The 25717-nt window shown below is 70.0% G+C and carries 29 protein-coding genes and 1 tRNA gene; 14 read left to right on the forward strand and 16 right to left on the reverse strand.

Features of this window, described 5'->3' with window-relative positions; all coding sequences use genetic code 11:
- Window positions 1-131: 131 nt before the first annotated feature.
- Window positions 132-557 carry a DUF2141 domain-containing protein gene (locus ACP2AD_RS15855; protein ID WP_425231003.1) on the reverse strand — a complete coding sequence of 142 codons (426 nt, stop codon included), beginning with the start codon at window positions 555-557 and terminating at the stop codon, window positions 132-134.
- A complete protein-coding gene (locus tag ACP2AD_RS15860; protein WP_425231004.1) occupies window positions 475-1284 on the reverse strand; it encodes a sterol desaturase family protein in 810 nt (269 codons plus the stop codon). Before ACP2AD_RS15860 ends, ACP2AD_RS15855 begins: the two co-directional genes overlap by 83 nt.
- Window positions 1285-1429: 145 nt before the next feature.
- Here ACP2AD_RS15860 and ACP2AD_RS15865 point away from each other — a divergent pair, with 145 nt between their 5' ends.
- From ACP2AD_RS15865 to ACP2AD_RS15900, 8 genes are all read left to right on the forward strand, one after another.
- Entirely contained in the window at window positions 1430-1744 is a 315-nt protein-coding gene (locus tag ACP2AD_RS15865; RefSeq protein WP_425231005.1) for a hypothetical protein, read from the forward strand.
- A gap of 119 nt (window positions 1745-1863) precedes the next feature.
- Window positions 1864-3024 carry a lycopene beta-cyclase CrtY gene (gene crtY, locus ACP2AD_RS15870; protein WP_425231006.1) on the forward strand — a complete coding sequence of 387 codons (1161 nt, stop codon included), beginning with the start codon at window positions 1864-1866 and terminating at the stop codon, window positions 3022-3024.
- Complete coding sequence (locus ACP2AD_RS15875; protein ID WP_425231007.1) at window positions 3021-4523, forward strand: phytoene desaturase; 1503 nt, start codon at window positions 3021-3023, stop codon at window positions 4521-4523. The genes crtY and ACP2AD_RS15875 overlap by 4 nt, the downstream gene beginning before the upstream one ends.
- A complete protein-coding gene (locus ACP2AD_RS15880; RefSeq protein ID WP_425231008.1) occupies window positions 4520-4762 on the forward strand; it encodes a CPCC family cysteine-rich protein in 243 nt (80 codons plus the stop codon). Before ACP2AD_RS15875 ends, ACP2AD_RS15880 begins: the two co-directional genes overlap by 4 nt.
- The gene (locus tag ACP2AD_RS15885) at window positions 4759-5340 is read left to right on the forward strand and encodes a TIGR00730 family Rossman fold protein (RefSeq protein WP_425231009.1); all 582 of its coding nucleotides are present in this window, start codon (window positions 4759-4761) and stop codon (window positions 5338-5340) included. The genes ACP2AD_RS15880 and ACP2AD_RS15885 overlap by 4 nt, the downstream gene beginning before the upstream one ends.
- Window positions 5341-5368: 28 nt before the next feature.
- Window positions 5369-6316, forward strand: a complete 948-nt coding sequence (locus ACP2AD_RS15890) for a phytoene/squalene synthase family protein (protein ID WP_425231010.1) — start codon at window positions 5369-5371, stop codon at window positions 6314-6316.
- 47 nt (window positions 6317-6363) lie between these two features.
- Complete coding sequence (locus tag ACP2AD_RS15895; protein ID WP_425231011.1) at window positions 6364-6570, forward strand: hypothetical protein; 207 nt, start codon at window positions 6364-6366, stop codon at window positions 6568-6570.
- Window positions 6571-6618: 48 nt separating this feature from the next.
- Window positions 6619-8442: an ABCB family ABC transporter ATP-binding protein/permease gene (locus ACP2AD_RS15900; protein ID WP_425231012.1), complete on the forward strand. Its 1824-nt coding sequence runs from the start codon at window positions 6619-6621 to the stop codon at window positions 8440-8442.
- A gap of 35 nt (window positions 8443-8477) precedes the next feature.
- Here ACP2AD_RS15900 and ACP2AD_RS15905 read toward each other — a convergent pair whose 3' ends face one another.
- On the reverse strand, window positions 8478-9146 hold the full coding sequence (locus ACP2AD_RS15905; protein ID WP_425231192.1) for a manganese catalase family protein: 669 nt from the start codon (window positions 9144-9146) through the stop codon (window positions 8478-8480).
- Between the two features lie 49 nt (window positions 9147-9195).
- A complete protein-coding gene (locus ACP2AD_RS15910) occupies window positions 9196-10092 on the reverse strand; it encodes a hypothetical protein (protein WP_425231013.1) in 897 nt (298 codons plus the stop codon).
- 110 nt (window positions 10093-10202) lie between these two features.
- Here ACP2AD_RS15910 and ACP2AD_RS15915 point away from each other — a divergent pair, with 110 nt between their 5' ends.
- From ACP2AD_RS15915 to ACP2AD_RS15925, 3 genes are all read left to right on the forward strand, one after another.
- Complete coding sequence (locus ACP2AD_RS15915; RefSeq protein ID WP_425231014.1) at window positions 10203-12224, forward strand: M13 family metallopeptidase; 2022 nt, start codon at window positions 10203-10205, stop codon at window positions 12222-12224.
- A 174-nt stretch (window positions 12225-12398) separates the two neighbouring features.
- Entirely contained in the window at window positions 12399-12737 is a 339-nt protein-coding gene (locus tag ACP2AD_RS15920) for a P-II family nitrogen regulator (RefSeq protein ID WP_425231015.1), read from the forward strand.
- 26 nt (window positions 12738-12763) lie between these two features.
- Complete coding sequence (locus tag ACP2AD_RS15925) at window positions 12764-14206, forward strand: ammonium transporter (RefSeq protein ID WP_425231016.1); 1443 nt, start codon at window positions 12764-12766, stop codon at window positions 14204-14206.
- Between the two features lie 198 nt (window positions 14207-14404).
- Here the strand turns inward: ACP2AD_RS15925 and ACP2AD_RS15930 are convergent, their stop codons facing one another.
- The 5 genes from ACP2AD_RS15930 to recQ all read right to left on the reverse strand — a co-directional run bounded on the left by ACP2AD_RS15930 (window position 14405) and on the right by recQ (window position 18304).
- The gene (locus ACP2AD_RS15930) at window positions 14405-14596 is read right to left on the reverse strand and encodes a hypothetical protein (RefSeq protein WP_425231017.1); all 192 of its coding nucleotides are present in this window, start codon (window positions 14594-14596) and stop codon (window positions 14405-14407) included.
- Between the two features lie 73 nt (window positions 14597-14669).
- Window positions 14670-15575 carry a sterol desaturase family protein gene (locus tag ACP2AD_RS15935; RefSeq protein WP_425231018.1) on the reverse strand — a complete coding sequence of 302 codons (906 nt, stop codon included), beginning with the start codon at window positions 15573-15575 and terminating at the stop codon, window positions 14670-14672.
- A 58-nt stretch (window positions 15576-15633) separates the two neighbouring features.
- Window positions 15634-16050: a hypothetical protein gene (locus ACP2AD_RS15940; RefSeq protein ID WP_425231019.1), complete on the reverse strand. Its 417-nt coding sequence runs from the start codon at window positions 16048-16050 to the stop codon at window positions 15634-15636.
- On the reverse strand, window positions 16047-16487 hold the full coding sequence (locus tag ACP2AD_RS15945) for a TIGR01244 family sulfur transferase (protein WP_425231020.1): 441 nt from the start codon (window positions 16485-16487) through the stop codon (window positions 16047-16049). The genes ACP2AD_RS15940 and ACP2AD_RS15945 overlap by 4 nt, the downstream gene beginning before the upstream one ends.
- A gap of 41 nt (window positions 16488-16528) precedes the next feature.
- The gene (recQ, locus tag ACP2AD_RS15950) at window positions 16529-18304 is read right to left on the reverse strand and encodes a DNA helicase RecQ (protein WP_425231021.1); all 1776 of its coding nucleotides are present in this window, start codon (window positions 18302-18304) and stop codon (window positions 16529-16531) included.
- Window positions 18305-18351: 47 nt separating this feature from the next.
- On the opposite strand from recQ, the gene ACP2AD_RS15955 reads away from it, so the two are divergent.
- Window positions 18352-18618 carry a GNAT family N-acetyltransferase gene (locus ACP2AD_RS15955; RefSeq protein ID WP_425231022.1) on the forward strand — a complete coding sequence of 89 codons (267 nt, stop codon included), beginning with the start codon at window positions 18352-18354 and terminating at the stop codon, window positions 18616-18618.
- A gap of 111 nt (window positions 18619-18729) precedes the next feature.
- Here the strand turns inward: ACP2AD_RS15955 and ACP2AD_RS15960 are convergent.
- A tRNA-Thr gene (locus ACP2AD_RS15960) sits at window positions 18730-18804 on the reverse strand.
- A 67-nt stretch (window positions 18805-18871) separates the two neighbouring features.
- Between ACP2AD_RS15960 and ACP2AD_RS15965 the strand changes: the two genes are divergently transcribed.
- Window positions 18872-19030, forward strand: a complete 159-nt coding sequence (locus ACP2AD_RS15965; protein WP_425231023.1) for a hypothetical protein — start codon at window positions 18872-18874, stop codon at window positions 19028-19030.
- 160 nt (window positions 19031-19190) lie between these two features.
- On the opposite strand, the gene ACP2AD_RS15970 is transcribed toward ACP2AD_RS15965, so the two are convergent.
- The 6 genes from ACP2AD_RS15970 to gluQRS are packed head-to-tail and all read right to left on the reverse strand — an operon-like array spanning window position 19191 to window position 24969.
- A complete protein-coding gene (locus ACP2AD_RS15970; protein ID WP_425231024.1) occupies window positions 19191-21008 on the reverse strand; it encodes an aminopeptidase P family protein in 1818 nt (605 codons plus the stop codon).
- 37 nt (window positions 21009-21045) lie between these two features.
- Entirely contained in the window at window positions 21046-22035 is a 990-nt protein-coding gene (egtD, locus tag ACP2AD_RS15975; RefSeq protein ID WP_425231025.1) for an L-histidine N(alpha)-methyltransferase, read from the reverse strand.
- Window positions 22035-23285, reverse strand: coding sequence for an ergothioneine biosynthesis protein EgtB (gene egtB / locus ACP2AD_RS15980; RefSeq protein ID WP_425231026.1), 1251 nt, complete (start codon window positions 23283-23285; stop codon window positions 22035-22037). The genes egtD and egtB overlap by 1 nt, the downstream gene beginning before the upstream one ends.
- Before the next feature lie 39 nt (window positions 23286-23324).
- The gene (locus ACP2AD_RS15985; RefSeq protein WP_425231027.1) at window positions 23325-23876 is read right to left on the reverse strand and encodes a cob(I)yrinic acid a,c-diamide adenosyltransferase; all 552 of its coding nucleotides are present in this window, start codon (window positions 23874-23876) and stop codon (window positions 23325-23327) included.
- 4 nt (window positions 23877-23880) lie between these two features.
- Entirely contained in the window at window positions 23881-24114 is a 234-nt protein-coding gene (locus tag ACP2AD_RS15990) for a twin transmembrane helix small protein (protein WP_425231028.1), read from the reverse strand.
- A 9-nt stretch (window positions 24115-24123) separates the two neighbouring features.
- Window positions 24124-24969 (reverse strand): tRNA glutamyl-Q(34) synthetase GluQRS, encoded by an 846-nt coding sequence (gluQRS, locus tag ACP2AD_RS15995; protein WP_425231193.1) that lies wholly within the window; start codon window positions 24967-24969, stop codon window positions 24124-24126.
- Window positions 24970-25087: 118 nt separating this feature from the next.
- Between gluQRS and ACP2AD_RS16000 the strand changes: the two genes are divergently transcribed.
- Entirely contained in the window at window positions 25088-25654 is a 567-nt protein-coding gene (locus ACP2AD_RS16000) for an HNH endonuclease (protein ID WP_425231029.1), read from the forward strand.
- Window positions 25655-25717 lie beyond the last annotated feature (63 nt).

Here is a 25717-nt window from a genome sequence, read left to right on the forward strand (position 1 = left end):
GTCCGGGGGTTGCCGACGCACGCACGCGGGTGTGGCAGAAATGCATCAGAGACCAAAAAGGGACGGGTAGGCTCACCATCCGGCCCGCCCGATCCCCGAGCCTCACCCGGCGGGCGCTGCTCGCCTGCGAGCTAAAGGATATACCGCATCGTGATCCGCTGCGCCTCGCTGCCGCCGGTCAGGGTGAACTGCGCCGCTGCGAAACGTGGCGGGCCGAAGTGAACCGGCGCGTTGCGGGAAAAGCCGAACCCTTCCCGCGGGATGCCGGCAAAGGTGTCGAGCTTGCCGTTCCCATTCTCGTCATGGATCACCGCCAACGCATAGTCGCCGTGCGGCAGCGCCGGAAAGGCGAAGCGACGATCGGCCGCGGGCACGCTCAGCGTCACCGCGTCGGCATCGTCGATGCAGGCCGGGAAATTGGCGGGGTCGGCGGTCAGGCAGACGCGGATCAGCCCCCGGCTCGATCGCATCCGGTCAAGCGACACGTCCAGCCGCGAGACCGGCGCCGTCCCCGCCAGCAGGGTCCACGCCAGCGGCAAGCCGGCGAGCACGAGCATGCGCGCGCGCGAAGTCGCCGATGCCGCGGTCGGTGCCGCACAGCTTGTCCCAGTGGCGGAAATAAAGGCCATAGTTACACCCGTATTGCTCGTGGTGCCGCTGATGATGACTGGCGGTGATCAGCCAGCCCCCCAATGGGCCATGCCACATGAACCGGGGGAAAACCTCCCATCCCATGTGGTTGGTGACGCCCATAACCGTCATCACCAGCAGCACCAGCCCGAGCGCGGCGACGTGGATCGGAATCACGAACACCAGTAGCGGAATGGCAACAGCCCCGGTCACCGCCTCGATCGGATGAAACGCCATCGCCGCCCAGGCGGTCGGCGGACGGCTTTGATGATGCACCGCATGCGCCAGCCGGAACGGCGCCGGCCGGTGCATCCAGCGGTGCGTCCAATAGAACCAGGCGTCGTGCGCGAGCATGTAGAGCAGCACCGACAGCGGCAGATACCAGGACGGATACAGGGAGACGTCGCGATAGATCCGTGTCCATCCCTGCGCCGCCCACCCCCAGGCGACCACGCCGGCGGGCACGCCATAGATCGCGGCGGAGAGCAGGCTCCACCCGATCTCACGCCACATCTGCGCATCCAGGCCGCGGTAAAGTCCGGGATGCCGCAGCCGCGTCACCCACGCAAAGCCCCCGCTGGTGAGCAGGTAGCGGCCGCCAACCATGACGGTCATCGCGCCGGCGGCGAGGAGGATGGCGAGGGTGACGGCCATACACCCGCCCTACCCGTTGCGGCAGCGGCTTGCCAGCGACCGTGACCAACCCGCCACACCGGCGCGGCATAATCGTGCCCGCAAAGCCGATGCGGACCCAAGCGGGCGGGCCTTGCGTTGGATGTGCCGACAGGGGTGTCGGTTTGTGGCGGATGAGCAGTTTCCGGGCGAGGATGAGCTGGAGAACCGTCAGGACGCCGGGCTGTATCCGCTCGGCCGGGCGCTGCGCGCGACCTATCGCGCCGACAATCACGACAGTCTGGGGCAGGACCTGACCGGTCTGATGCTGGAATTGGCGCGGATCGAGCCGGGGGTGGCGCCGCCCGACGGGCACCCGACCGGTGCGGCGCCGATCGCCGGGGCCAAGCCGGTTGCAGCCTTGGCGACCGCAGCCCCGGCGATTGCCTCACCGGCGCCGCCGCCGCGGCGGCCGTGGTGGCGGGCGGTGTTCGGCAGCTGACCGCGCCTGCTCACTGGAGGCGGCAGCGGAACTTGTTTGGCCCCGGCGGAAGACAATCCATGTCGCCGCCCCTGCCGTCGCGGCTGTTGTCCGCCGCTCCGATCGGCTAGGCGCGCACCATGAGTTCGACGATCAGGTGCGACCTCGCGATCGTCGGCGGCGGGCTGGCGGGCGGGTTGCTGGCGCTGGCGCTGCGCGCGAAGCATCCATCGCTGGACCTGCGGCTGATCGAGGCAAGCGAGCGGGTCGGGGGCAATCATGTCTGGTCGTTCTTCGGCACGGACATCGCCGATGCCGACCGCTGGCTGCTGACGCCGCTCATCACCCATGCCTGGCCGGGCTATGACGTCGCCTTTCCGGGCCATGCCCGCACGTTGCGGCAGGCTTATTACTCGATCGAAAGCGAGGCGCTTGACGCCGCGGTCCGGGCGGCGCTGCCCGCACCGGCGCTGATGCTGGGCGAGAAGGTGCTGGCCGTATCGGCGACCGAGGTAACGCTGCACTCGGGCGACCGGGTCGAGGCGGGCGGTGTCGTCGACGCGCGCGGCGCCGGCGACCTGTCGACGCTGGAGCTGGGCTGGCAGAAGTTCCTCGGCCGCGCGTTGCAGCTGGCGGCGCCGCACGGGCGCGAGCGGCCGACCGTGATGGACGCGCGCGTGCCGCAGCTCGACGGCTATCGCTTCATGTACCTGCTGCCCTTCGGTGCGGACCGGCTGTTCGCCGAAGACACCTATTTCAGCGACACGCCCAAGCTGATCGCGCCGACGCTTCGCCGCCGGATCGAGGATTATGCCGAGGCGCAGGGATGGCAGGTGCTCAAGGCGACACGCGAGGAGACGGGCGTACTGCCGATCGCGCTGGGCGGCGATTTCGAGGCCTATTGGCGGGGGGGCGGCGCCGGGGTGGCCAAGGCCGGGATGCGCGCCGGGCTGTTCCAGCCCGCCACCGGCTATTCGCTTCCCGACGCGGTGCGCCTGGCGGTGAAGATCGCCGGGACTCGCGACCTGTCGGGCGCGGCCTTGCACACGCTGACGCATGATCATGCGCGCGCGACATGGCACGGCCGGCGCTTTTACCGGATGCTGAACGCCATGCTGTTCCGCGCCGCCGACCCGCCCGATCGTTATCGCGTGATCGAACGGTTCTATCGGTTGTCGCCGGGCGTGGTGCGGCGCTTCTATGCCGGGCGGTCGACGCTGGGCGACAAGGCGCGCATCCTCATCGGCAAGCCGCCGGTGCCGGTGGGTCGCGCGCTTGCGGCGGTGAAGGGTGTGCAATGAAGACTGTGCCGCGAACCGCTATCGTGATCGGCGCCGGGTTCGGCGGGTTGGCGCTCGCGATCCGGTTGCAGTCCGCGGGCGTGCGGACCACGATCGTCGAAAGCCGCGACAAGCCGGGCGGGCGCGCCTATTATTGGGAGCGTCCAACCGAACTCGGCACGTTCGTCTTCGATGCCGGGCCGACCGTCATCACCGATCCCGCCTGTCTCCAGGAGCTGTGGGCGTTGTCGGGGCGCGACATGGCGGCCGATGTCGAGCTGGTGCCGGTGTCGCCCTTCTACCGGCTCAATTGGCCCGACGGCACCAATTTCGATTACTCGAACGACGACGCGCAGCTGACGCGCGAGATCGCCAGGCTGAACCCGGCCGACGTCGGCGGCTATCAGCGGTTCCTGGGCTATTCGGCGGGCGTCTATCACGAAGGCTATGAAAAGCTGGGCCACGCCGCGTTTCTGGACTTCGCGTCGATGATCAAGGCGGCGCCCGCGCTGGTCAAATATCAGGCGTGGCGGTCGGTCTATTCGATCGTGTCGAGCTATGTGCAGAACGAGAAGCTGCGTGAGGCGCTGTCGTTTCACACGCTGCTGGTCGGCGGCAATCCGATGACGACCAGCGCGATCTATGCGCTGATCCACAAGCTTGAGAAGGACGGCGGCGTCTGGTTCGCGATGGGCGGGACCAACCGGCTGGTCGCCGGCATGGTTGCGCAGTTCGAGCGGCTGGGCGGCGTCGTGCGGCTGGGCGATGCGGTGACGGCGATCGAGACGCTGGGCGACCGCGCCACCGCGGTGGTCTGCGCGAGCGGCTGGCGCGGCGAGGCGGACGCGATCGCCTGCAACGCCGACGTGATGCACGCCTACAAGGCGCTGCTGCGCGACTCCCGCCCGGCGCAGCGGACCGCCAAGCGGCTGGAGCGCAAGCGCTATTCGCCGAGCCTGTTCGTCGTGCATTTCGGAGTACAGGGCGAGTGGCCGGGCATCCCGCACCATTCGATCCTGTTCGGACCGCGCTACAAGGGACTGCTCGACGACATCTATACTCATGGCGTGGTGAGCGAGGACTTCTCGCTATACCTCCACCACCCCACCGTCACCGACCCGTCGATGGCCCCGCCGGGCTGCTCCACCTTCTACGCGCTGGCCCCGGTGCCGCATCTGGGCAAGGCGCCGGTCGACTGGAGCGTGGTCGGCCCGATCCTGGAGAAGCGCATCCTCGACGAGATTGGACGGCGGCTGATCCCGGGCATCCACGATCGGATCGCGACGAAATTCAGCTATGCCCCGCCCGATTTCGGCCGCGACCTGAATGCGCATCTGGGCAGCGCCTTCAGCCTTGAGCCGACGCTGCTCCAGAGCGCCTATTTCCGCGTTCACAACCGCGACGACGCGATCGGCAACCTGTATTTCGTCGGCGCGGGCACCCACCCGGGCGCGGGCATCCCGGGGGTAGTCGGGAGCGCCAAGGCGACGGCGAAGCTGATGCTGGAAGAGGGGCGGTGATCGCCTGCCCATGCTGCGCAAACCTGACGCTGGAGCAGCGCGCGGCCGACGAGATCTGCCCGGTATGCTTTTGGCATGACGACGGGCAGGACGATGCCGACGCTGCGGTGGTGCGCGGCGGTCCCAACTATCGGCTGAGCCTGACCGACGCACGCTACAATTATCGCGCGATCGGCGCGTGCGAGGCGCGTTTTCTGACGCATGCGCGCGCGCCGACGGCAACGGAAGCGCGGCGGTGAGGCGACTCGCCGTCTATTGCGGCTCCGCCACCCCCGCCGACCCGGCCTATATAGAGCTGGCGCAGGCCGTCGGCCGAATCCTTGCCGAACGCGGCATCGGCGTCGTCTATGGCGGCGGCAGGCTCGGGCTGATGGGCGCGGTGGCGGACAGCGCGCTGGCGGCGGGGGGCGAGGTGATTGGCGTGATCCCACAGGCGCTGGTCGACCTGGAAGTGGCGCATCGCGGGCTGACCGAGCTGCACGTCGTCGAGACGATGCACCAGCGCAAGCAGGCGTTCACCGACCTGGCGGACGGTTTCGTGACGCTGCCCGGCGGGACGGGAACGATGGATGAGCTGTGGGAGGCGCTGAGCTGGGCGCAGATCGGCTATCACGCCAAGCCGGTCGGGTTGCTCAATGCGCTCGGCTATTATGACGGAATGGTCGCGTTCTGGGAGAAGATGGCGGCGGTCGGGTTTCTGCGCGCGCAGCATCGCGAGTTGCTGATCGTGGCCGCCACGCTTGATGCGCTGCTGGAGCGGATGGCGGCGTTCGTGCCCGCGAAGCCGATCACGGCGACAAGGGCGAGCGAGCTGTGATCGCTTCCGTCGTCCCACGAACGCGGGAATGACGAGGGCAGAGCTGGTCGCCGCCGCACGGGACTCGATCGCGCGGGGGTCGAAGTCCTTCGCCGCGGCGTCCAAACTGTTCGATCCGGCGACCCGCGAGCGGGCATGGCTGCTCTATGCCTGGTGCCGCCGCTGCGATGACATCGCTGACGGGCAGGATCACGGTCACACGATGCGCGCGGTCGCCGACGCTCGAGCGCAGGTCGCCGAACTGGCGGCGCTGACCGAGGCTGCGCTGCGCGGCGAGGCGACCGGCGACCCGGCGTTCGACGCGCTCGGGCTGGTCGCGGCGGAGGTGAAGATGCCGTCGCAGTGGCCGCGCGATCTTGTCGCCGGCTTCCGGCTCGATGCCGCGGACTGGCGTCCGCAGACCGAGAGCGACCTGTATCACTACTGCTATCATGTCGCCGGAGTGGTGGGCTGCATGATGGCCGTCGTGATGGGCGTGGATGCAGCCGACGACGCGACGCTCGACCGGGCGTGCGACCTGGGGATCGCCTTTCAGCTGGCGAACATCGCGCGCGACGTGGCGGAGGACGCCGCGGCGGGACGCTGCTACCTGCCGCGCGACTGGCTGGCCGAGCTGGACGTGTCGCCGGACGCGCTGATGGCGGCGCGAAACCGCCCGGGGCTGGCGGTGCTGGCGCAGCGGCTGGCGGACGGGGCGGCGAAGCACGAGGCGAGCGCGCGCCTTGGCGCACCGGCGCTGCCGTTGCGCTCGGCCTGGGCGGTGCTGGCGGCGGCTGGCATCTACGGTGCGATCGGGCGGGAGGTCGCAGCGCGCGGCGAGCGGGCGTGGGACGCGCGCGTCACCACCTCGCGCGCGGCAAAGCTGGGCCATGTCGCGCGCGCAGGCTGGCAGGCGGCAAACCGCGCCCGCCTCTACCGCCCTGCCGGGCGCGATCCGACGCTGTGGACGCGGCCGCGAGGATTACCACCGGCGTAACCATCGCAGGCAAGCCGCCTCTCATCCTTTTGGCTGATAAAGCCGCCATGACCATGTTGTCCGCCCGCCTGACCAAGGCGCTCGCCAAAGGCCGTGTCGCGCCGCCGCCGCCGACGCGGCTCGGGCTGCTTGAGGTGTTGCTGCGCAAGCGGGCAACGGCGCATGCGGTCGGCGACCTCGCGCTGGAAGCGTTGCTGCGCGATCAGATCAAATGGTCGCTCCCTGTCCAGTGCGACGGGATCGAGCGACGGTGACGTCGACGAGCATTTAAGCCGGGATCGACCGCGCCTATATCGCGGGCAATGCCCCCCGCCCTGCCCGTAGAAACCCGTCCGGAACGCCCGCTATGGCCGACGCTGCGACGCTTCCTGCCGTATCTGTGGCCGGCCGGCGAGAGGGCGCTGAAGACGCGGATCGTCGGCGCGATGACGCTGGTGGTCGTGTCAAAGCTGGTCCAGGTCTATGGCGCGCCTTTCGCCTTTCAGGGGGCGATCGACGGCATGGCGAAGGGGAACCGTACCGCCGCCACGCTGATCCTCGTGCTGGTGCTGGGCTATGCCGCCGCCCGCTTCTCGACTACGCTGTTCGACAACCTGCGCAACGCGGTGTTCGAGCGGGTCGGGCAGGACGCGACCCGGCGGCTGGCGGCGCAGGTCTTCCGCCATCTCCACCAGCTGTCGCTGCGCTTCCATCTGGAGCGGCGCACGGGCGCGGTGACCAAGGTGGTCGAGCGCGGCACCAAGAGCATCGACACGATGCTGTATTTCATGCTGTTCAATATTGCGCCGACGGTGTTCGAGCTGCTGCTCGTCACGGGCCTGTTCCTGACCTATTTCGGCTGGCCGCTGGTGGCGGCGACGCTGGTGATGGTCGGCGCCTATATCTGGTTCACCCGCATCGTCACCGACTGGCGCGCGGCCTTGCGGACGCGGATGAACGACCTCGACACCGGCGCGGTCGCGCACGCGGTCGATTCGCTCCTCAATTTCGAAACGGTGAAGTATTTCGGCGCGGAGGAGCGCGAGGGGCGGCGGTACGAGAATGCGATGCGCGCCTATGCCGACGCGGCGACGCGATCGGAGAACAGCCTGGCGTGGCTCAACATCGGCCAGAGCCTCATCACCAACCTGATGCTGGCGGGCGGGCTGGCGTTTGTCGTCTGGGGCTGGGCGCATGGCCGGTTCTCGACCGGCCAGCTCGCCTTTGTGCAGATGCAGCTGACCCAGCTGTTCCGGCCGCTCGACCTGCTCGGCATGGTCTACCGCACCATCCGGCAGGGGGTGCTCGACATGGGCGCGATGTTCGACCTGGTCGACACGCCGGGCGAGATCGTCGACGCGCCCGGTGCGACGGCGCTGGCGGTGGGACGCGGGCATGTGCGGTTCGAAGGGGTGCGCTTCGCCTATGAGGAGCGCGAAATCCTGCGGGGCATCGACCTGGACGTGCCGCCGGGCACCACCTGCGCCATCGTCGGCGTCTCGGGCGCGGGCAAGTCGACGATCGCGCGGCTGCTCTTCCGCTTCTACGACCTGACGGGCGGGCGGATCACGATCGACGGGCAGGACATCGCGCGGGTGACGCAGGCATCGCTGCGCGGCGCGATCGGGATCGTGCCGCAGGATACGGTGCTGTTCAACGACACGATCGGCTACAACATTGCCTATGGCCGTGAGGATGCCGGCCCGGCCGAGATCGCGCGCGCGGCGGCGGGGGCGTCGATCGCCGGCTTCATCGAGGCGCAGCCCGAAGGCTACGAAACGCGCGTCGGCGAGCGCGGACTGAAGCTGTCGGGCGGCGAGAAGCAGCGCGTCGCGATCGCGCGGACGCTGTTGAAGGATCCGCCGGTGCTCGTCCTCGACGAGGCGACAAGCGCGCTCGACAGCCGCACCGAAGCGGCGATCCTCGACACGCTGGAGGCGGTGGAGCGCGGCCGCACGACGCTGGTCATTGCCCACCGGCTGTCGACAGTGGTTTCGGCGGACCAGATCGTCGTCCTCGATGAAGGCCGGGTGGCGGAGCGCGGCGCTCATGCCGAACTGCTGCGGCGCGGCGGGCTTTACGCCGAGATGTGGAACCGGCAGCAGGCCGAGCGGGAGGTCGAGGGCGAGGCGCTGGCCGCGGAGTAACCCCTCCCCCGCCGTCGCGGGGGGGGGGCCGGTGCTCAACCGATCTGCTGGTTCTGCGCGCCGCTGTCGGGACGTGCCGGCCCGAGCACAGGCTCCTGACCGAGCGGCTTGTTCTCGAACACCGTAAACGTCCCCTTGCCGTCGATTGAGGGCCCGCTGGTCCAGCGCCCCTCCGGATAAGAGCCATCGACGGCCGTCGCGTAGAAGTTGTAGATGTTCTCCCCGTCCTCCTTTTCCTGCGGGAAGGAGTTGGGAATCGGCAGGTTTGCGGCTTCGGCACCCAACTCCTCGATCACGGCCAGCCACTGCTGCTGGTGCATCGTGTCACGCGCGATCATGTAGTGGAGCATCTTCTTCATGCCGTCGTCTTCGGCGGCGTTGAACAGCCGCACCGCCAGCACGCGGCCCGTGCTCTCGGCGGCGACGTTGCAGTACATGTCGGCCGCGACGTTGCCGCTCGCGTAGATGTGGCTCATGTTGAATGGCACGCCGTCGGAGTCCATCGGCATCGCCGCGAGCCCGGCTGACAGCAGGTTCTTGTGAATCAGGCCCTCGATCGACGCCTTGGCGCTGCCGCCGCCCATCACGGCTGCGACCACACCATCGCCGGCGCCAGCTTCCTGCAGCGAGGCAGGCGCCTTTTCGAGGTTGAGCGCCACCGCGGTCGCCAGCATCTCGATATGCCCGATGCTGCAGCGGGCGATTGGCGGCGAATACGGGCAATATTACCCTAACTTCAGTGTCTGATCCAGATCAGCTGCAGCTCAGCCGCACCTGACGCGCGCCCTTGTCGAACACCAGCGACGAGCAGCGGTCGAGCTGGTCCGCGCCGACCGTCATGACTCCAGGCTGCTGCCGGCCGCGCGCGGTGACCATGACCTCGGCCGGGTCTGCGCCCGCTTCCGGAATTGTGTTGGCGCCGCCGCCGTCCGTGATGCGCACGGCGAGGCTGGTCAGCGACAGCGGGCCCACCGCCAACGGCCGGGCGAGCCTCATCACCCGCAACGGCCGCTCGACCCCGTACGCGATCTCCTGCCGCGCCGTCTGGGCTGTCAGCGTCCCGCCATTGGCGGCGGCAAGGCGCACGCCCGCCGGTGCGGTGACCAGCGTTAGCGCGTGATCGGGGTCGAAGCGGATCATCAGCGGCTTGCCGCCAACCGTGATCGCCGCGCCCAGGGCGAACCAGTCGCCGAACAGCCCGCCGCCGCCCGCCATCGGCAGTGTCACCGTCCGCTCGCCCGCTCGCGGCGCGTGGAAGGCGAAGCGGACGACCTGCTCCGGGACGCCCGCCGGCCCGATCGTGCCGTCGACCGCCAGCGGATAGGCGCGGAACAGCCATCCGACCCGCCGTTTGCCTGCGGTTGTGCCGTTCCACCCGAGACGAACCACCTGCGTCCGGCCGTAAAACCGCTCATGCCCGATGGAAAAAGCGACGCCGAGCGCCAGCAGACCGCCGCCGCGCAGGCTCAGCCGCTCGGCGACGGGGGCGGCGACCAGTGGCAGCCCGGGCACCCCGGGATCGATCCGGAATCGCAGGGGAAGGCCACCGACGGTGATCGCGACCAGCCGGTCGCCCGTCACGATCCGCTCGGCAGGCGGCGCAGCCGTGCCCACCAGCCCCATCGCCGCCACTGCCCGCCACCGCCGCATCGCGCACTCCCGCCGCGTCGATGCTCGCCGCCGATTGGCGCAGGTGAGACGCTTGTCGGGCGGCAGCGCCCGCGATAGCGAAGGCTCAGCCTTTGCCTTCGGAGTTTCCCATGCGCCGTTCGCTCCTTGTCGCCACCGCCCTCATCACCGCGCCGCTGTTCGCCCAATCGGCAGGCCAGCCGCGCTATCTGCCCTGGGGGCTGGAGCTGGCGGACATGGACGCGTCGGTGAAGCCGGGGGACGATTTCTTCGCCTATGCTGAGGGGACGTGGCTCCGCAACCACCCGATCCCCGCCGACAAGTCGAGCGCCGGCTACAACAACGACCTGCCCGACGAGATCGAGGGGCAGGTACGCACGATCGTTGAGCAGGCCGCAGCCCATCCGGCGACAACGACCCAGCGCAAGGTCGGCGACTTCTACGCCGCGTGGATGGATGCCGACGGGATCGAGGGGCGCGGGCTGGCGCCGGTGCGGCCGTATCTGGCGCGGATCGACGCGGTGACGACGCGCCAGCAGCTGATCGACCTGATGATGACGCCGGGCTTCCCGTCGCCGGTCGGCATCGGCATCTCTGCCGATCAGGACGATCCGACCCGCTACACCGCGGCGGCGGGGCAGGCGCGGCTGGGGCTGCCGGCGCGTGACTATTACCTGTTGCCGGGCGAGCGCTATGTCGCGTTCCGGCAGGCGTATCGCGCCTATCTCATCCAGCTGCAGACGCTGGCCGGCATGGCCGACGCCGCAGCGCGCGCGGATCGCGTAATCGCGCTGGAGACGCGGATCAGCCAGGATCAGTGGACCCCCGAGCGCCGCCGGGATCCGATCGCGACCCACAATCCGATGACGCGCGCGCAGCTGACCGCGCTGGCGCCCGAATGGAACTGGACGCCGACGCTCGCCGCGATGGGGCTGGGCGCCGCGCCGCGGGTCGATGTGGCGGAGACCACCGCCGTCGCCGCGGCGGGCAAGCGGCTGGCCGATGTGCCGCTGGCGACCTGGAAAGAGTGGATGACGATCCGCTTCCTGTCCGACCACGCCGCGTTCCTGCCCCGCGCCTTTGACCAGGCCAGTTTCGACTTCTATTCGCACACGCTGCGCGATGTGCCCGAGCAACGAGCGCGGTGGAAGCGCGGGATGGCGCTGATCGACGGCGCGCTGGGCGAGGCGGTCGGCAGCATCTATGTCGACCAGCATTGGACGCCCGAGACCAGCCGCGCCGCCGACGAGCTGGTCGGCGATATGCGCGCCGCCTATCGCGACAAGATCGAGGGCGCGACCTGGATGGACGCCGCGACCCGGCGCGCGGCGCTGGCGAAGCTCGGCACCTTCGACCCGCGGGTCGGGCATCCGGCACGGTGGATCGACTATGGCGGCCTCGTTGTCAGCCGCACCGATCCGCTGGCGAACGACATCGCGGCAGACGCGTTCGAATGGCGGCTGCAGCTGCGGCGCTTCCCGCATCCGGTTGACCGCGGGCTGTGGGAGATGACGCCGCAGACGGTGAACGCCTATTACGACCCGACGCTGAACCAGATCACGCTGCCCGCCGCGATCCTGCAGCCGCCCTTCTTCGATGCGCACGCCGATCCGGCGGTCAACTATGCGGAGACCGGCGCAACCACGATCGGCCACGAGATGGGGCATGGCTATGACGATCAGGGGCGGCTGTACGACGAGCGCGGGCGGCTCCACGACTGGTGGACGCCGGCGACGGCGCGGCTCTACACGGTGCAGGCGGACCGGCTGGCGGCGCAGTTCGACACCTATGAGCCGATTCCGGGCGTCCACATCAAGGGGCGGCTGACGCTGGGCGAGAACCTGGCGGATCTGGGCGGGCTGGAGACCGCCTATGCGGCCTATCGGCGTTACGTATCGCGCCACGGCGAGCCGCCGGTGCTGAACGGCTATACGGGTGACCAGCGCTTCTTTCTGGCCTTCGCACAGGCGTGGCAGGGCAAGACCCGCGAGGGCGCACTGCGGGCGCAGCTGCTCAGCAACCCGCATTCGCCGGACAAATACCGGGTCAACGGCATCGTCCGCAATTTTGACCCCTGGTATCGCGCGTTCAACGTGCGGCCGGGCGACGCGATGTACCTGGCGCCGGATCAGCGGGTCAGGGTGTGGGGATGAGCCGTCCGGGATTTCGCGGCGGCGTGGCCGTGCTCCTGCTTAGAATCTAGGCACGCCTTTCCGCCGCTGCCCGTTCGCTGATCATTTCTGTTGCACCGCAGCATTGCTGCGCACGCCAATCCGCGCTTGGCACGCGGCCTGCAAGACATGCTCCTGGGACAAAAGGGAGCGGCCATGAAACTGGTCATCGCCATCATCAAGCCGTTCAAGCTGGACGAGGTGCGCGAAGCGCTGACGACGCTCGGCGTGGCGGGGATGACCGTGACTGAGGTCAAGGGCTTTGGGCGGCAGAAGGGCCAGACCGAAATCTATCGCGGCGCCGAGTACGCGACCAACATGGTGCCCAAGATCAAGGTCGAAGTGGTGTGCGACAGCGCGGTCGCCGACCGGGTGGTCGAAGCGGTCCAGCAGGCGGCGAACACCGGCGCGATCGGCGACGGCAAGATCTTCGTGCTCGACGTCGGCCAGGCGGTGCGCATCCGCACCGGCGAAACGGACGCGAACGCCCTGTGACCGGGGGCGCTGTGAGGGGGGTTGGCATGAACGTGAAGAAATGGACGCTTGGTGCGGTGGCGCTGAGCGCCTGGGCATGGGCCGGCCCCGCGCTGGCGCAGGCGCAGGCCGCCGCGAGTGCGGTGCCCGCTGCGACGGTAAACAAGGGCGACACCGCCTGGATGCTGGTGTCGTCGCTCCTGGTGCTGATGATGTCGGTGCCCGGTCTGGCGCTGTTTTACGGTGGCCTGGTGCGTACCAAGAACATGCTCAGCGTGCTGACCCAAGTGCTGATGATCGTGTGCATGGTGGCGGTGATCTGGGTAACTTATGGCTATTCGATCGCGTTCACCGGGGGCAACGCCTTCTTCGGCGGGTTCGGCAAGGCGCTGCTGATGGGCGTCGACGCGAACTCCCAGGCCGCGACCTTCTCGAACGGCGTCTATATCCCCGAATACGCCTACATCTGCTTCCAGATGACCTTTGCCTGCATCACCCCGGCGCTGTTCGTCGGCTCGGTGGCGGAGCGGGTGCGCTTCTCGCCGCTGATGCTGTTCACGGCGCTGTGGGTGACGCTGATCTATTTCCCGATCGCGCACATGGTCTGGTACTGGGGCGGCCCCGATGCGGTCGCCAATGCCGCGCTGAAGGGCGCGGCGGCGCTGGCGACGCAGAATGCCGATGCCGGCTGGCTGTTCCAGAAGGGCGCGCTCGACTTCGCCGGGGGCACCGTGGTCCACATCAACGCCGGCATCACCGGGCTGGTGCTGGCGCTGCTGATCGGCAAGCGCGTCGGCTTTCCCAAGGAGCCGATGCCGCCGCACTCACTGACGATGACGATGATCGGCGCCAGCCTGCTGTGGGTCGGCTGGTTCGGGTTCAACGCGGGGTCCAATCTGGAAGCCAACGGCGTCACCGCGGTCGCCTTCATCAACACGTTCGTCGCAACTGCCGCCGCCGGGCTCAGCTGGCTGCTGACCGAGCAGGTCGTCCGAGGCAAGCCATCGCTGCTGGGCGCTGCCTCGGGGGTCGTCGCGGGGCTGGTGGCGGTGACGCCCGCCAGCGGTTTCGCCGGGCCGATGGGATCGGTGGTGCTCGGTTTGGTGGTGTCGCCGCTGTGCTTCTTCTTCGTCAGCACGGTGAAGTCGCGCTTCGGCTACGACGATTCGCTCGACGTCTTCGGCGTCCACTGCATCGGCGGCATCACCGGCGCGCTGGCGACCGGTATCCTCGTCGCACCCTCGCTGGGCGGGCAGGGCATCGCCGACTACTCGACCAAGCCGGGCCAATTGGTGGCAGGCGCCTACTCGATGGGCGGCCAGCTGATTATCCAGGCCGAGGCGGTTATCGTCACGCTGCTGTTCTCCGGCATCGGCGCGGCGATCCTGTTCTTCGTCATCGACAAGACCTGGGGCATGCGCCCCAGCGTCGAGGTCGAGCATGACGGCCTCGACATCGCCGAACATGGCGAGCGGGCTTATCATTATTGAAGAGATTGGGCGGCGGCACTCCTCTCCGCCGCCGTCCAACCGCGGTTCCTCCTGCGGACACACCTGGGCCCGGTGCAGCGATGCACCGGGCCTCCTTCTGTCTGTAATCGGCATCGGTGCGTGAGGCCTGCCGGCATCGCCATTGCGACGGCGGAGACGCCACGTCGCCGCGGCGGCCCGCCTGGCCCGACGCGGCGCTCAGCTCCGCCCGCGCAGCGTGTTCAGGATCGCCAACGCCGCCACGCCAGCCAACGCGGCGGTCGCGCCCGGGCGGGCCTTGGCGAAGCTGCGGAGCTTGTCGGCGATCGGCGCGTCGCCCGAGAAATGCGTCCGGATATCATCGGTCAGCGCGGTCTTGCCGTTGTGGGTCTCGGTGGCGGCGTCGGCCATGGCTTTGCTCCTGTCAGGGCGCGGAACTGCGCCTGTCAGCGGCCCCTAACGCCCGGCCGGGCAAAGAGTGCCGTCAGCTTCCGACGCCGGCGCGATGTTGTCTGCGCCCGGCCCATGTCGCGCGGATCGTCTCGCTGGTCTCGCGCGAGCCGTCGTGGCTCCAGCCGGGGGGCCGCCAGACATAGCCGAGCTTGTGCCGCCACGGTGCTGCCCAGACGTCCTTGCCGATGCCCCACCATTCGTGAAACGCCGCCCAGAGCAGCGAGAAGGACCCCAGGTCCTTGACCAGGCCATAGCGCGGACGGTCGTCGTCGCGCTCAGGCTCGAAGGTGCCGAACAGCTTGTCCCAGATGATGAACACGCCCGCATAGTTGCGGTCGAGATAGCGCGGATTGGTGGCATGATGGACGCGGTGGTGCGACGGCGTGTTCCACACCGCCTCGACCCAGTGCGGCAGCCGGCCGACCACTTCCGTGTGAATCCAGAACTGATAGATCAGGTTCACGCCCGCGACGAAGAACACCATCGACGGCGGGAAGCCGAGGATGAACAGGGGCACGCGGAACAGAAAGGCGAGGCTGACGAACCCCGTCCAGGTCTGCCTGAGCGCGGTCGACAAATTATAGTGCTGCGATGAGTGGTGGATGACGTGGCTCGCCCAAAACCAGCGGACCCGATGCGCGGAGCGGTGGAAGAGGTAATAGGCGAAGTCGTCGAGGACGAAGCAGATCGGCCACCAATACCAGACGAACCCGATGTCGAAGAGGCGGACGCGATAAAGCCCCGTCGCCAGCGCGAACACCGCCCCGCCCGACAGCACCCCCGCCACTGTCGAGCCGAGCCCCAGCGCGAGGCTGGTCAGCGTGTCGCGCGGGCAATAGCGGTGCCGGGCGCGGACCCGGGCGACGAGCATCTCGGCCAGCACCAGCAGGACGAAGGCGGGCACCGCGAAGTCGACCGGGTTGGGCAGCGACGGCATTTCAGAAGCTACTTACATCTGTGTAGGTACGCGGCGCAATCCGGCTACGGGGGTGCGCTCAGGCGCGACGCCGCGCTTCGTCGAACGGCAGCACCATCTGGCCCGCCAGCTGCCGCAGGTCGAGCGCGTCCACCTTGGCGAGCGTGACGCGGCCGAAGCGACGTTCGCCGGTGTCGATCACCACCCCTTCGGGCGTCGTGCGCACGGCGGCCCATTGCACCTCGCGCACCGCGGCGCGCGCGCCGTGGCGCTTGATCGCGGCGAGGCGGCCGTCTTCACTGACGGCAAGCGCCCCTGCCCCGTCGGCACCCAGCACGGCATCGGCGGCGCAAAAACCCGCCAGCGCGGCTTCGGCGGCCGCAGCGGCCTCTTCGGGGCTGGCGATCCGGCCGTCGCGCCCGAGCCGCAGCGCCCAGGCGATGGCCGCAAGCACCAGAATGGCGGCTAGCGAGCCGCCGAGCTGCAGCCAGTTCACGCCGTGTCGCCGCCTACCAGCAGGTCGAGCGTGGGGCGGATGCCGGACAGGTCGTACCCGGCGGCGGCGGCCTGCGCGACCAGCAGATGCGGCGCCCTGCCCGCCTTTGCCGCCGCCAGCGCCCACAGATTGCACGAGCGTGTGCCCGACCGGCAAAAGGCGAGCACCGGCCCGTCGGCGGCGGTCAGCGCGTTCGCCATCGCGTCGAGCTGCGGGTGGCTGAACCCGGCATGCGTCACCGGCACCTCGACATAGCCCAGCCCCGCCGCTTCGGCGGCGACACGGATCGCGGCGCTGGCGGGTTGGCCGGCTTCCTCGTCGTCCGGCCGGTTGTTGATCACCGCGACATAACCCGCCGCGGCAATGGCGGGTAGGTCGCCGGGCGCGATCTGGGGGGCGACAGCGAAGCGGTCGTTCACGGAGCGGATATCGAGCATCGGACGGCGCATACTCAATCCGCCCGCACAAGGGGAGAGGATCACGCGGCGTTGCGCACGACCTCCAGGAACGCATCGCCATAGGCGTCGAGCTTGCGCGCACCGATGCCGCTCAGCACCGCCAGCTCGGCGCGCGAGGCCGGGCGGCGCGCGGCCATGTCGCGCAGGACGGAATCGTGGAAGATGACATAGGGCGGCACCCCCGCCTCCTGCGCCAGCTCGCGGCGGCGCGTGCGCAGCGCCTCGAACAGCGGCGTGTCGGCGGGATTCGCAGGGGCAGCGGCGCGGTCGCGACGGCGGCCGCGCTCGCGCTTGACGGGGGCGAGCAGCGCGATCTCCGCCTCGCCCTTCAGGATCGCGCGCGCGCCGGGGCCGAACTCCAGCCCGCCATGCTCGTTCGCCCGCAGCGCGTCGCGTGTCACCAGCGCGCGGCCCAACGGCTTGAGCAGCACCGCCTCCTCCGCACCGACCAGTCCCCAGACCGACAGCGCCTCGTGCCCGTTCATCAGCGTTCGCTCGCCCGAGCGGCCGGTGAGCACCTGCTCGATATAGCCGGCGCCGAACAGCTGGCCGGTGCGGAACACCGCGGAGAGATATTTGCGCGCCAGCTCGGTCGCGTCGACGCTCGGCGCGCCGCCGCCCAGGCAATTGTCGCAATTGCCGCAGTCCGCCGCGGGCTCCTCGCCGAAATGACGGAGCAGCAGGCGGCGGCGGCACCCCGGCGTTTCGACCAGCGCGCCCAGCGCCTCCAGCCGCTGGCGCTCGCCGGGCAGCCGCGCCTCCTCCACCTCGTTCAGGTGCCGCCGGGCGCGGGCGAAGTCCTCCGCGCCCCAGAACAGATGCGCCACCGCCGGGTCACCGTCGCGCCCGGCGCGGCCCGTCTCCTGGTAGAAGGCCTCGATCGACTTGGGCAGCCCGGCATGCGCAACGAAACGGACGTCGGGCTTGTCGATCCCCATCCCGAACGCGACCGTCGCGCACATCACCATGTCCTCCGACGCGACGAAATCGGCCTGGTTGCGCGCCCGGATGCTCGCATCGAGGCCCGCGTGGTAGGCGCGGACCGGGCGGCCGGTACGCGCCAGCGTCTCGGCCATCCGCTCGGTCCCTGCGCGGCTCTGGACATAGACAATTCCTGCCCCCGGCTGGTCCCGCACGAGATCGCCGATCTGGCGCGCGACCTGATCGCGCGGGCTGATCGCGTAGCGGATGTTGGGGCGGTCGAAGCCCGCGACGATCATGCCGTCGGCGGGAATACCGAGCTGCACCGCCACGTCGGTGCGGGTGTGTGCGTCCGCGGTGGCGGTCAGCGCCAGCCGCGGCACCGTCGGGTGGGCATCGAGCAGCGGCTTCAGCAGGCGATAATCGGGGCGAAAGTCATGCCCCCATTCGCTGACGCAATGCGCCTCGTCGATCGCGAAGAGACTAAGCCTCGTCTCCCGGAGCAGGTCGCGGAAATGACCTTGCGATGCCCGTTCCGGCGCGACGTAGAGCAGGTCGAGGTCGCCCGCCCGCAGCCGCGCCAGCGTCTCCGCCCGGTTCTCGTCGGCGCTGGTCAGCGTCGCCGCCCGGATGCCGACGGCGGTCGCGGCGCGGAGCTGGTCGTGCATCAGCGCGATCAGCGGGGACACCACGACGCAGGTGCCGTCGAGCATCACCGCGGGGAGCTGATAGCAGAGCGACTTGCCCGCACCGGTCGGCATCACCGCCAGCGTCCGCTCGCCCGCCAGCACGCGCGCGACGACCTGATCCTGCACCCCGCGAAAGGCGGGGAAGCCGAACACCTGCTTAAGCGTTGGGAGCGGATCGAGCGCCATCGGCCGCCCTATATCGGGGCAGGCGCGCCCGGTGCTAGGGGACAGACATGGCCGTTACCGACAATCGCGCCGAACACCGCTACGAACTGCCGACCGAGGCGGGGCCGGCGGTGATCGTCTATGCGCTGGACGGCGACACGATGACGATGCTCCACACCGTCGTGCCGCCCGAAGCGGGCGGGCACGGCATCGGGACGCGGCTGGTCGAGGGGGCGCTGACGGATGCGCGGGCGCGCGGGCTGAAGGTCGTGCCGCAATGCGCGTTCGTGGCGGCGTATCTGGCGAAGCATCCCGACGCGGCCAAGGTGGCGTGAGGGTTGCCGCTGGCGGGGATCGGACCGGAGTGATCCGGCCCGTCGTCCTGAGTAATGCCGAGGCCAGCCGTCCTTGCCCGTCCCGATGCTAGCGCCGTGCAGGCTGCAGGATGGTGCTGCCGGTGAGGATTGAACTCACGACCTCAGCCTTACCAAGGATGCGCTCTACCACTGAGCTACGGCAGCAACCGGCCTGTCGGCGAGGGGGCCCTAGAGCGGACGGGGTGGGGCTTGTCAAGGAAGGAGGACGGCAGTGACGGCACGGCAAGAGCGCGAGGCGCGGCTGGCGGCGCAGCTCCGCGCCAATCTCAAGCGCCGCAAGGCGGGGGTGCGGGCGGGCGACACGGCGTCGGGCGATCCGGCCGGCACCGTGCCGGATGCGGATGGAAGTAGAGGCGAAGTAGAGGGCTGAACCAGGCGGCGCCGCCGGCTGCAGGTGGCGGAAGTAGAGGGGAAGTAGAGGCATGTTCGCCGTCCCCGCCTCGGCCTCGGTTCGCCCGATCGACCCGGCAAAGCGGGCCGGCGGCGACGCTACGCCGCCTCCCTTGCTGTAGGACAGCGGAAACGGCGGCTCAAACCGGCGCGCACTTCGCGGCCAGCCAGCCCCGCGTCTCGCCGGCGAGCACCGGGCCGAGCGTCGCCAGCACCTGTGCGTGATAGGCGTCGAGCCACGCGCGCTCGTCCGCGGTCAGCAGCGCGGGGTCGATCAGCGTCCGCTCGATCGGCGCCCAGGTCAGCGTCTCGAAGCCGAGCATCTGCCGGTCCGGGTCACCGCCCGCGATCTCGCGCGGCACGATCAGCACCAGGTTCTCGATGCGGATGCCGTACTCGCCCGCCTTGTAATAGCCGGGCTCGTTGGACAGCATCATGCCCGCGCGCAGCGGCTCCAGGCTGGCGCCGCCGGGATAGTTGGGCTGGGCGATCCGCTGCGGCCCTTCGTGCACCGCCAGGAAGCTGCCGATGCCGTGCCCGGTGCCGTGCGCGAAGTCGAGGCCGGCCTCCCACAGCGGCCGCCGCGCGAAGCCGTCGATCTGCGCGCCCGACGCGCCGTCGGGGAACACCGCGGTCGCGATCGCGATATGCCCCTTGAGCACGCGGGTGAAGCGGTCGCGCATCTCGGCACTGGGCTCGCCGATCGGCACGACGCGGGTGACGTCGGTGGTGCCGTCGACATATTGCGCACCGGAGTCGATCAGGAACAGCTGCCCTGGTTCGATGGGCGCGTTCGACTCTTCGGTGACATGATAATGCGGGCTGGCGCCGTGCGCGCCCGTGGCGCTGATCGTCGAGAACGAGCTGTCGCGGTGCAGCCCCGTCTCCTCGCGCAACGCCAGCAGCTTCGCCGCCGCCGACAGTTCGGTCTCGCCGCCGCCCGGCAGCGTCGCCTCCGCCCAGTGCAGGAAGCGGGTCAGCGCCGCGCCGTCGCGGATGCTGGCGGCGCGGTGGCCGGCAGTCTCGGCGGGGTGCTTGATCGCCTTGGCGAGGACGACTGGGTCACGCGCGGGCAGGATCGTCGCGCCCGCCTCCTGGAGCCGCGAGCTGATCGCATCGGCGGCGCGCTCGGGGTCGACCGCAACGCGCTTGCCCGCCAGCCCGGTGAGCCCGGTCGGAAGCTCGTCGTAACCGTGGACGCGTACCGCGTTGCCGAGATGCTGGCGCAGGCGGTCGTCCACCTTCTCGGGCGCGACGAACAGGTCGGTGGTGCCGTCGGCGTTGACCACCGCATAGCCGCGCGTCACCGGCGTATGCGCGACGTCGCCGCCCCGGACGTTCAACAGCCACGCGATCGAATCGAGCGCGGTCAGGACCACCGCGTCGGCGCGCTCTTGCTGCAGCCAGTCGGCGATGTCGGCGCGCTTCTCCGCCGAGGAGCGGCCGGCGGCGGGGTCGTCGTACACCGTCATCGGCGCGACGGAGGGGCGGGGCCGGTCGGTCCACACCGCGTCGATCGGGTTGTCGGTGACGGGGACGAGGCTGGCCGCGCGTTCCGCCTGCAGGCGCGTGTGCGTGGCCTCGGCCCAGGCGCGGGTGTGCAGCCACGGATCGTAGCCGATGACGTCGCCTTCGCCGACATGCGCGACCAGCCAGTCGGCGACGCTGGTCGCGGGCACGTCGACATAGTCCCAGTCGGCGCCGTCGACCTGCTCGCGCACCTGCAGCGTGTAGCGGCCGTCGGTGAAGATCGCCGCCCCCTTGCCCCGGGAGGTGTCGGCGAGCACCGCCGCCGTCCCCGCCGAGCCGCCGAAGCCGGTCAGCCAGGCGAGCCGCTGCGCATAGGCACCGACATATTCGCTCATATGCTCGTCGGTGAGCGGCACGACGAAGCCGTCGAGGCTGCGGGCGGCAAGGACGGCGCGAAGCTGTCGGAGACGATCGGTGTAGGGCTGCATCGCCGCCGTCCTGCCACAGCCGCAAACCGGTCGCCAGCTAGGGAGCGGGCTCCGGCGGCAGCGCTTCGGCGAGGATCACCGCGAACCGGCCCTCGTCATCCAGCCATTCGCGCACCGGCGTCCAGCCGCCGGCGCGGAGCAGCAGCCGGGCGTCGCGCGCGCCGTATTTGTGGCTGTTCTCGGTGTGAATGCTCTCGCCCTCGGCGAACGTGAAGGGCAGGCCGGCGACGACGAAGCTCACCGCGCGCGTCGCCATCAGGTGCATCTCGATGCGCGCCGCAGAGTCGTTCCACCGCGCCTCGTGCTGAAAGGCGTCGAGCGGGACCGTTCCGGCCAGCTCGCGGTTGATGCGCGCGAGGAGGTTGAGGTTGAACGCCGCGGTCACCCCGGCGGCGTCCTCATAGGCGGCGATCAGCGTCTCGGCGTCCTTGATCCGGTCCATGCCGATCAGCAGCTGCGCGCCCCTCTGGTCATCGGCCCCGAGCGAGGTCCGCATCGCGCGGAGCAGATCGACCGCGGCGGCCGGCGCCAGGTTGCCGATCGTCGAGCCGGGGAAGAAGCCGAGCTTGGGCGCGGCGGCGACCGCGGCGGGAAGTGTCAGCGGCGCGGTGAAGTCGGCCTCGAGCGGGATGACGGGCAGCTGCGGGAAGGCGGCGGCAAGGCTGCGGGCGGACTCGCGCAGGAAGGCGCCGGAGATGTCGATCGGGACATAGGCGCGGGGCGCGACCGCCGCGAGGACCAGCGGCGTCTTGGTCGACGAGCCGGAGCCGAACTCCACGACCGCGCAGCCCTCGCCGGTCAGCGCGGCGAGATCGGGGCCGATCCGCCGCAGGATCGCGGTCTCGGCGCGGGCCGGGTAATATTCGGGGAGCGCGGTGATCGCCTCGAACAGCTCGGAACCGCGATGGTCGTAGAACCAGCGCGCCGGGATCGCGCGCGGGCGGCGGGCGAGACCGGCGAGGACGTCGGCGCGGAACTGCGGGTCGGCCGTCGCTGGCGGCGCCACGTCAGGCTCGGGCTTGAGCATTACAGATCGCGCGCGAGCCGCAGGCCGGTGAACTGCCAGCGCTGATGGGGGTAGAAGAAGTTGCGGTAGCTCGCGCGCAGATGGCCGCGCGGGGTGGCGCAGGAACCGCCGCGGAGCACGAACTGCGAGGCCATGAACTTGCCGTTATACTCGCCCACCGCCCCCGCCGCGGCGCGGAAGCCGGGATACGGGCGATAGGCGCTGCCGGTCCATTGCCACACGTCGCCGAACGGCGCGGGGGTCCCGCGGGCGGGGCGCGGCTCGACCGGGCCCGCCGCGTCGAGCTGGTTGCCGCCCAAGGGATCGTGGGGCGCGGCGAAGGCTTCCCATTCGGCCTCGGTCGGCAGCCGCTCGCCGGCCCAGCTGGCATAGGCGTCGGCCTCGTAGAAGCTGATATGCGTGACCGGCGCGGCAGGGTCGATCGGGCGGCGGCCGTCGAGCCCGAAACGGGTCCAGCCGCCGTCCTGCTGCGCCCAATAGAGCGGTGCGGCGACGCCGTCGGCCTGCACCCAGGCCCAGCCGTCCGACAGCCAATGCTCCGCGGTCGTGTAGCCGCCGTCGGCGATGAAGACCTGCCACTCCGCGTTGGTGACGGTGCGGTCGGCGATCGCGTGCGGGACGAGCAGCGCGGCGTGACGCGGCCCTTCGCAATCGAAGGCGAAGCCCGCCCCCGCACCGCCGATCTCGACCACCCCGCCGGGATGCTCGATCCAGCCGGTCAGGCCGGGCATCGGCACCGGCTGCTTGGGCGCGGGCGGACAGAGCGCGGGTTCGAGCGGGTTGAGGCTGAAGAGGTGAAGCAGGTCGGTGACGAGCAGCTCCTGATGCTGCTGCTCGTGGTGGCAGCCGAGCTCGACCAGCGCCGCCGCCTCCGGGCTCAGCCGAGGCAGCGCCGCAGCCAGCGCGGCATCGACATGCGCTCGATAGCTGCGCACCTCGTCCAGCGACGGGCGGGTCACCAGCCCGCGCCGGTCGCGCCGCTGCCGCTGCCCCTCCGCCTCGTAATAGCTGTTGAACAGGAACGGCCAGCGGTCGTCGTGAAGCCGGTAGCCGGGGACGTGATCGCGCAGCACGAAGGTCTCGAAGAACCAGGTCGTGTGCGCCAGGTGCCATTTGGCGGGGGACGCGTCGGCCATCGACTGCGCGGTGGCGTCGGCGTCGGACAGCGGCCGGGCAAGGTCGGCCGTCAGCGCGCGGACGCGCCGGAACGTGTCGAGCAGGGTAGACACGGCGGCCGCCGGCTTCAGCATGACCGTCTCGCTATCATGCCTGCGCCAACCGGCCAACCGTCAGCGGGTTGCGCCGGGCTGCCAGAGCACGTCGCCCCGGCCCTCGTCATTGGCGAGGCGGGCGGCGCAGAACAGCCAGTCCGACAGGCGATTGAGATAAGCGAGCGCGGGTGCGGACGGGGTGGGCTGGACGGCGACGGCGCTGCGCTCGGCACGCCGCGTGATCGCGCGGGCGAGGTGAAGCGCGGCGGCGGCGGGCGCGCCGCCGGGAAGGACAAAGCTGGTGAGCGGGGTCAGCCGCGCGGTCATCGCGTCGATCTCCGCCTCCAGCCGTTCGACCTGCGCGGGCACGATGCGCAGCGCGCCGTCGATCACAGGCGGCGTCGCGAGATCGGCGCCGAGGTCGAACAGATCGTGCTGGAGGCGGTGGAGCGGCGCGGCGAGCGGATCGCCAGCCAGTGTCGTCAACGCGACGCCGATCGCGCTGTTCGCCTCGTCGACATCGCCGATCGCGGCGATCAGCGCCGACGACTTGGCGACGCGCGAGCCGTCGACCAGCCCGGTTGTGCCGGCGTCGCCGGTGCGGGTGTAGATGCGGTTGAGCTTGACCAACCGATCAGTGCCGGGTGGCGGTCGCCAGGATCAGGACGACGATGACGATTGCGATTGCCTGATAGAAGATGCGCATCTGCATCATCTTGTTGGATTTCAGCGATGCGGCGCTCGGCCCCTCGCCGTCGCGCACCTGCGCGTGGCTCTCCTGCAGAAAAGCGATGATGCCGCGCACCAGCGCCGTCACCGTAGCGATCATCGCGGCGATGAGCGCGATGACGAGGATCGTGTTTCCCATGGCTTCAATCTAGGCGTTCGCCACCATGAAACCAGTGGGCAAGAGGCCGGCACGTAACGTAGATGCCAGCGCGCGCCCGTCGACGCCGCTCTCGCGCATCGCGGCCAGCGCCGGCGCGCCGTGGCGCTTGGCCAGCCGCTCGCCGTCGGGGCCGGTGAGAAGCGGGTGATGATGGTAGCGCGGCGTCGGCAGCCCGAGCAGCGCCTGGAGCAGCCGGTGGATGTCGGTCGCGCGGAACAGGTCGCGGCCGCGGACCACGTCGGTCACGCCTTGCGCCGCGTCGTCGACGGTGACGGCGAGATGGTAGGAGGCGGGCGCGTCCTTGCGCGCGAGGATGACGTCGCCCTGCGCCGTGGGGCCGGCGGCGACCCAGCCCGCGGTGGCGTCGTGCCAGCGTAGGACATCAAGGGAGGTCAGGGCGGCGCCCACATCCAGCCGCCAGCAATGCGGGCGGCTCAGGTCGCACTCGGGTAACCCCCGGCAGGTCCCGGGATACACCGCCTCCGCCCCGTGCGGTGCGCTCGCGCTGGCGGCTGCGATGTCGGCGCGAGTGCAGAAGCATGGGTACAACAGCGCCCTTGCCCGCAAGTCGTCCAGCGCCGCCGCGTAGAGCGGGAGCCGCGCCGACTGGAACACCGGCGCTTCGTGGTCGAGGCCGAGCCAGGCGAGGTCGGCCAGGATCGCCGCGACATGCTCCGGCCGCGATCGCGTGCCGTCGATGTCCTCGATCCGGAGCAGGAAGCGGCCGCCGCGCGCCGCCGCGAGATCATGCGCCAGCACCGCGGACCAGGCGTGCCCCAGGTGCAACCGGCCGGTCGGCGACGGCGCGAAGCGGCTCACCGCCGCCGTGAACACTTCATCCGCAGCCCGCACGGCGCTACGCTCTTGACCCGGAATCACCGGCTGTGCTGTCATGCCCGCGTCACGGTCGCGGGCGATAGCGCCGGGGCGCGAAAGCGTTGCTGGAGGGCCCGTGTTCCATCCCGACCTGATCCGCCATCCCGATAGCTGCCCTGCGCTCGTCCTCAACGCCGACTATACGCCGCTTTCCTATTACCCGCTCAGCCTCTGGCCGTGGCAGACCGCGGTCAAGGCGATGTTCCTGGAGCGCGTCGACGTCGTCGCCTCCTACGAGCGCGAGGTGCGCTCTTCCACCGTCGCGCTCAAGCTCCCCAGCGTCATCGCGCTGAAGCAGTTCGTGAAGCCGTCGCAATTCCCCGCCTTCACGCGCTTCAACCTGTTTCTGCGCGATCGTTTCGCCTGCCAATATTGCGGCCACGGGCGCGAGCTGACGTTCGACCATGTCGTGCCGCGCGCGCAGGGCGGGCGGACGACATGGGAGAATGTCGTCACCGCGTGCGCCCCGTGCAACCTGAAGAAGGGCGGCCGCACCCCGCGTCAGGCGCGGATGCCGCTGCACCTGGAGCCGATCCGCCCGACCAGCTGGCAACTGCAGGAGCATGGCCGGTCCTTCCCGCCCAATTACCTGCACCAAACGTGGCGCGACTGGCTGTACTGGGATATTGAACTGGAAGCGTAAGGCGCGGCGCGCACGCGCGTAGCACCGCTACGTACGAGAGGCGCCGGCCCGGCCGGCGGGAAG

This window comes from Sphingomonas sp., assembly GCF_965248875.1.
Classification (GTDB): Bacteria; Pseudomonadota; Alphaproteobacteria; order Sphingomonadales; family Sphingomonadaceae; genus Sphingomonas.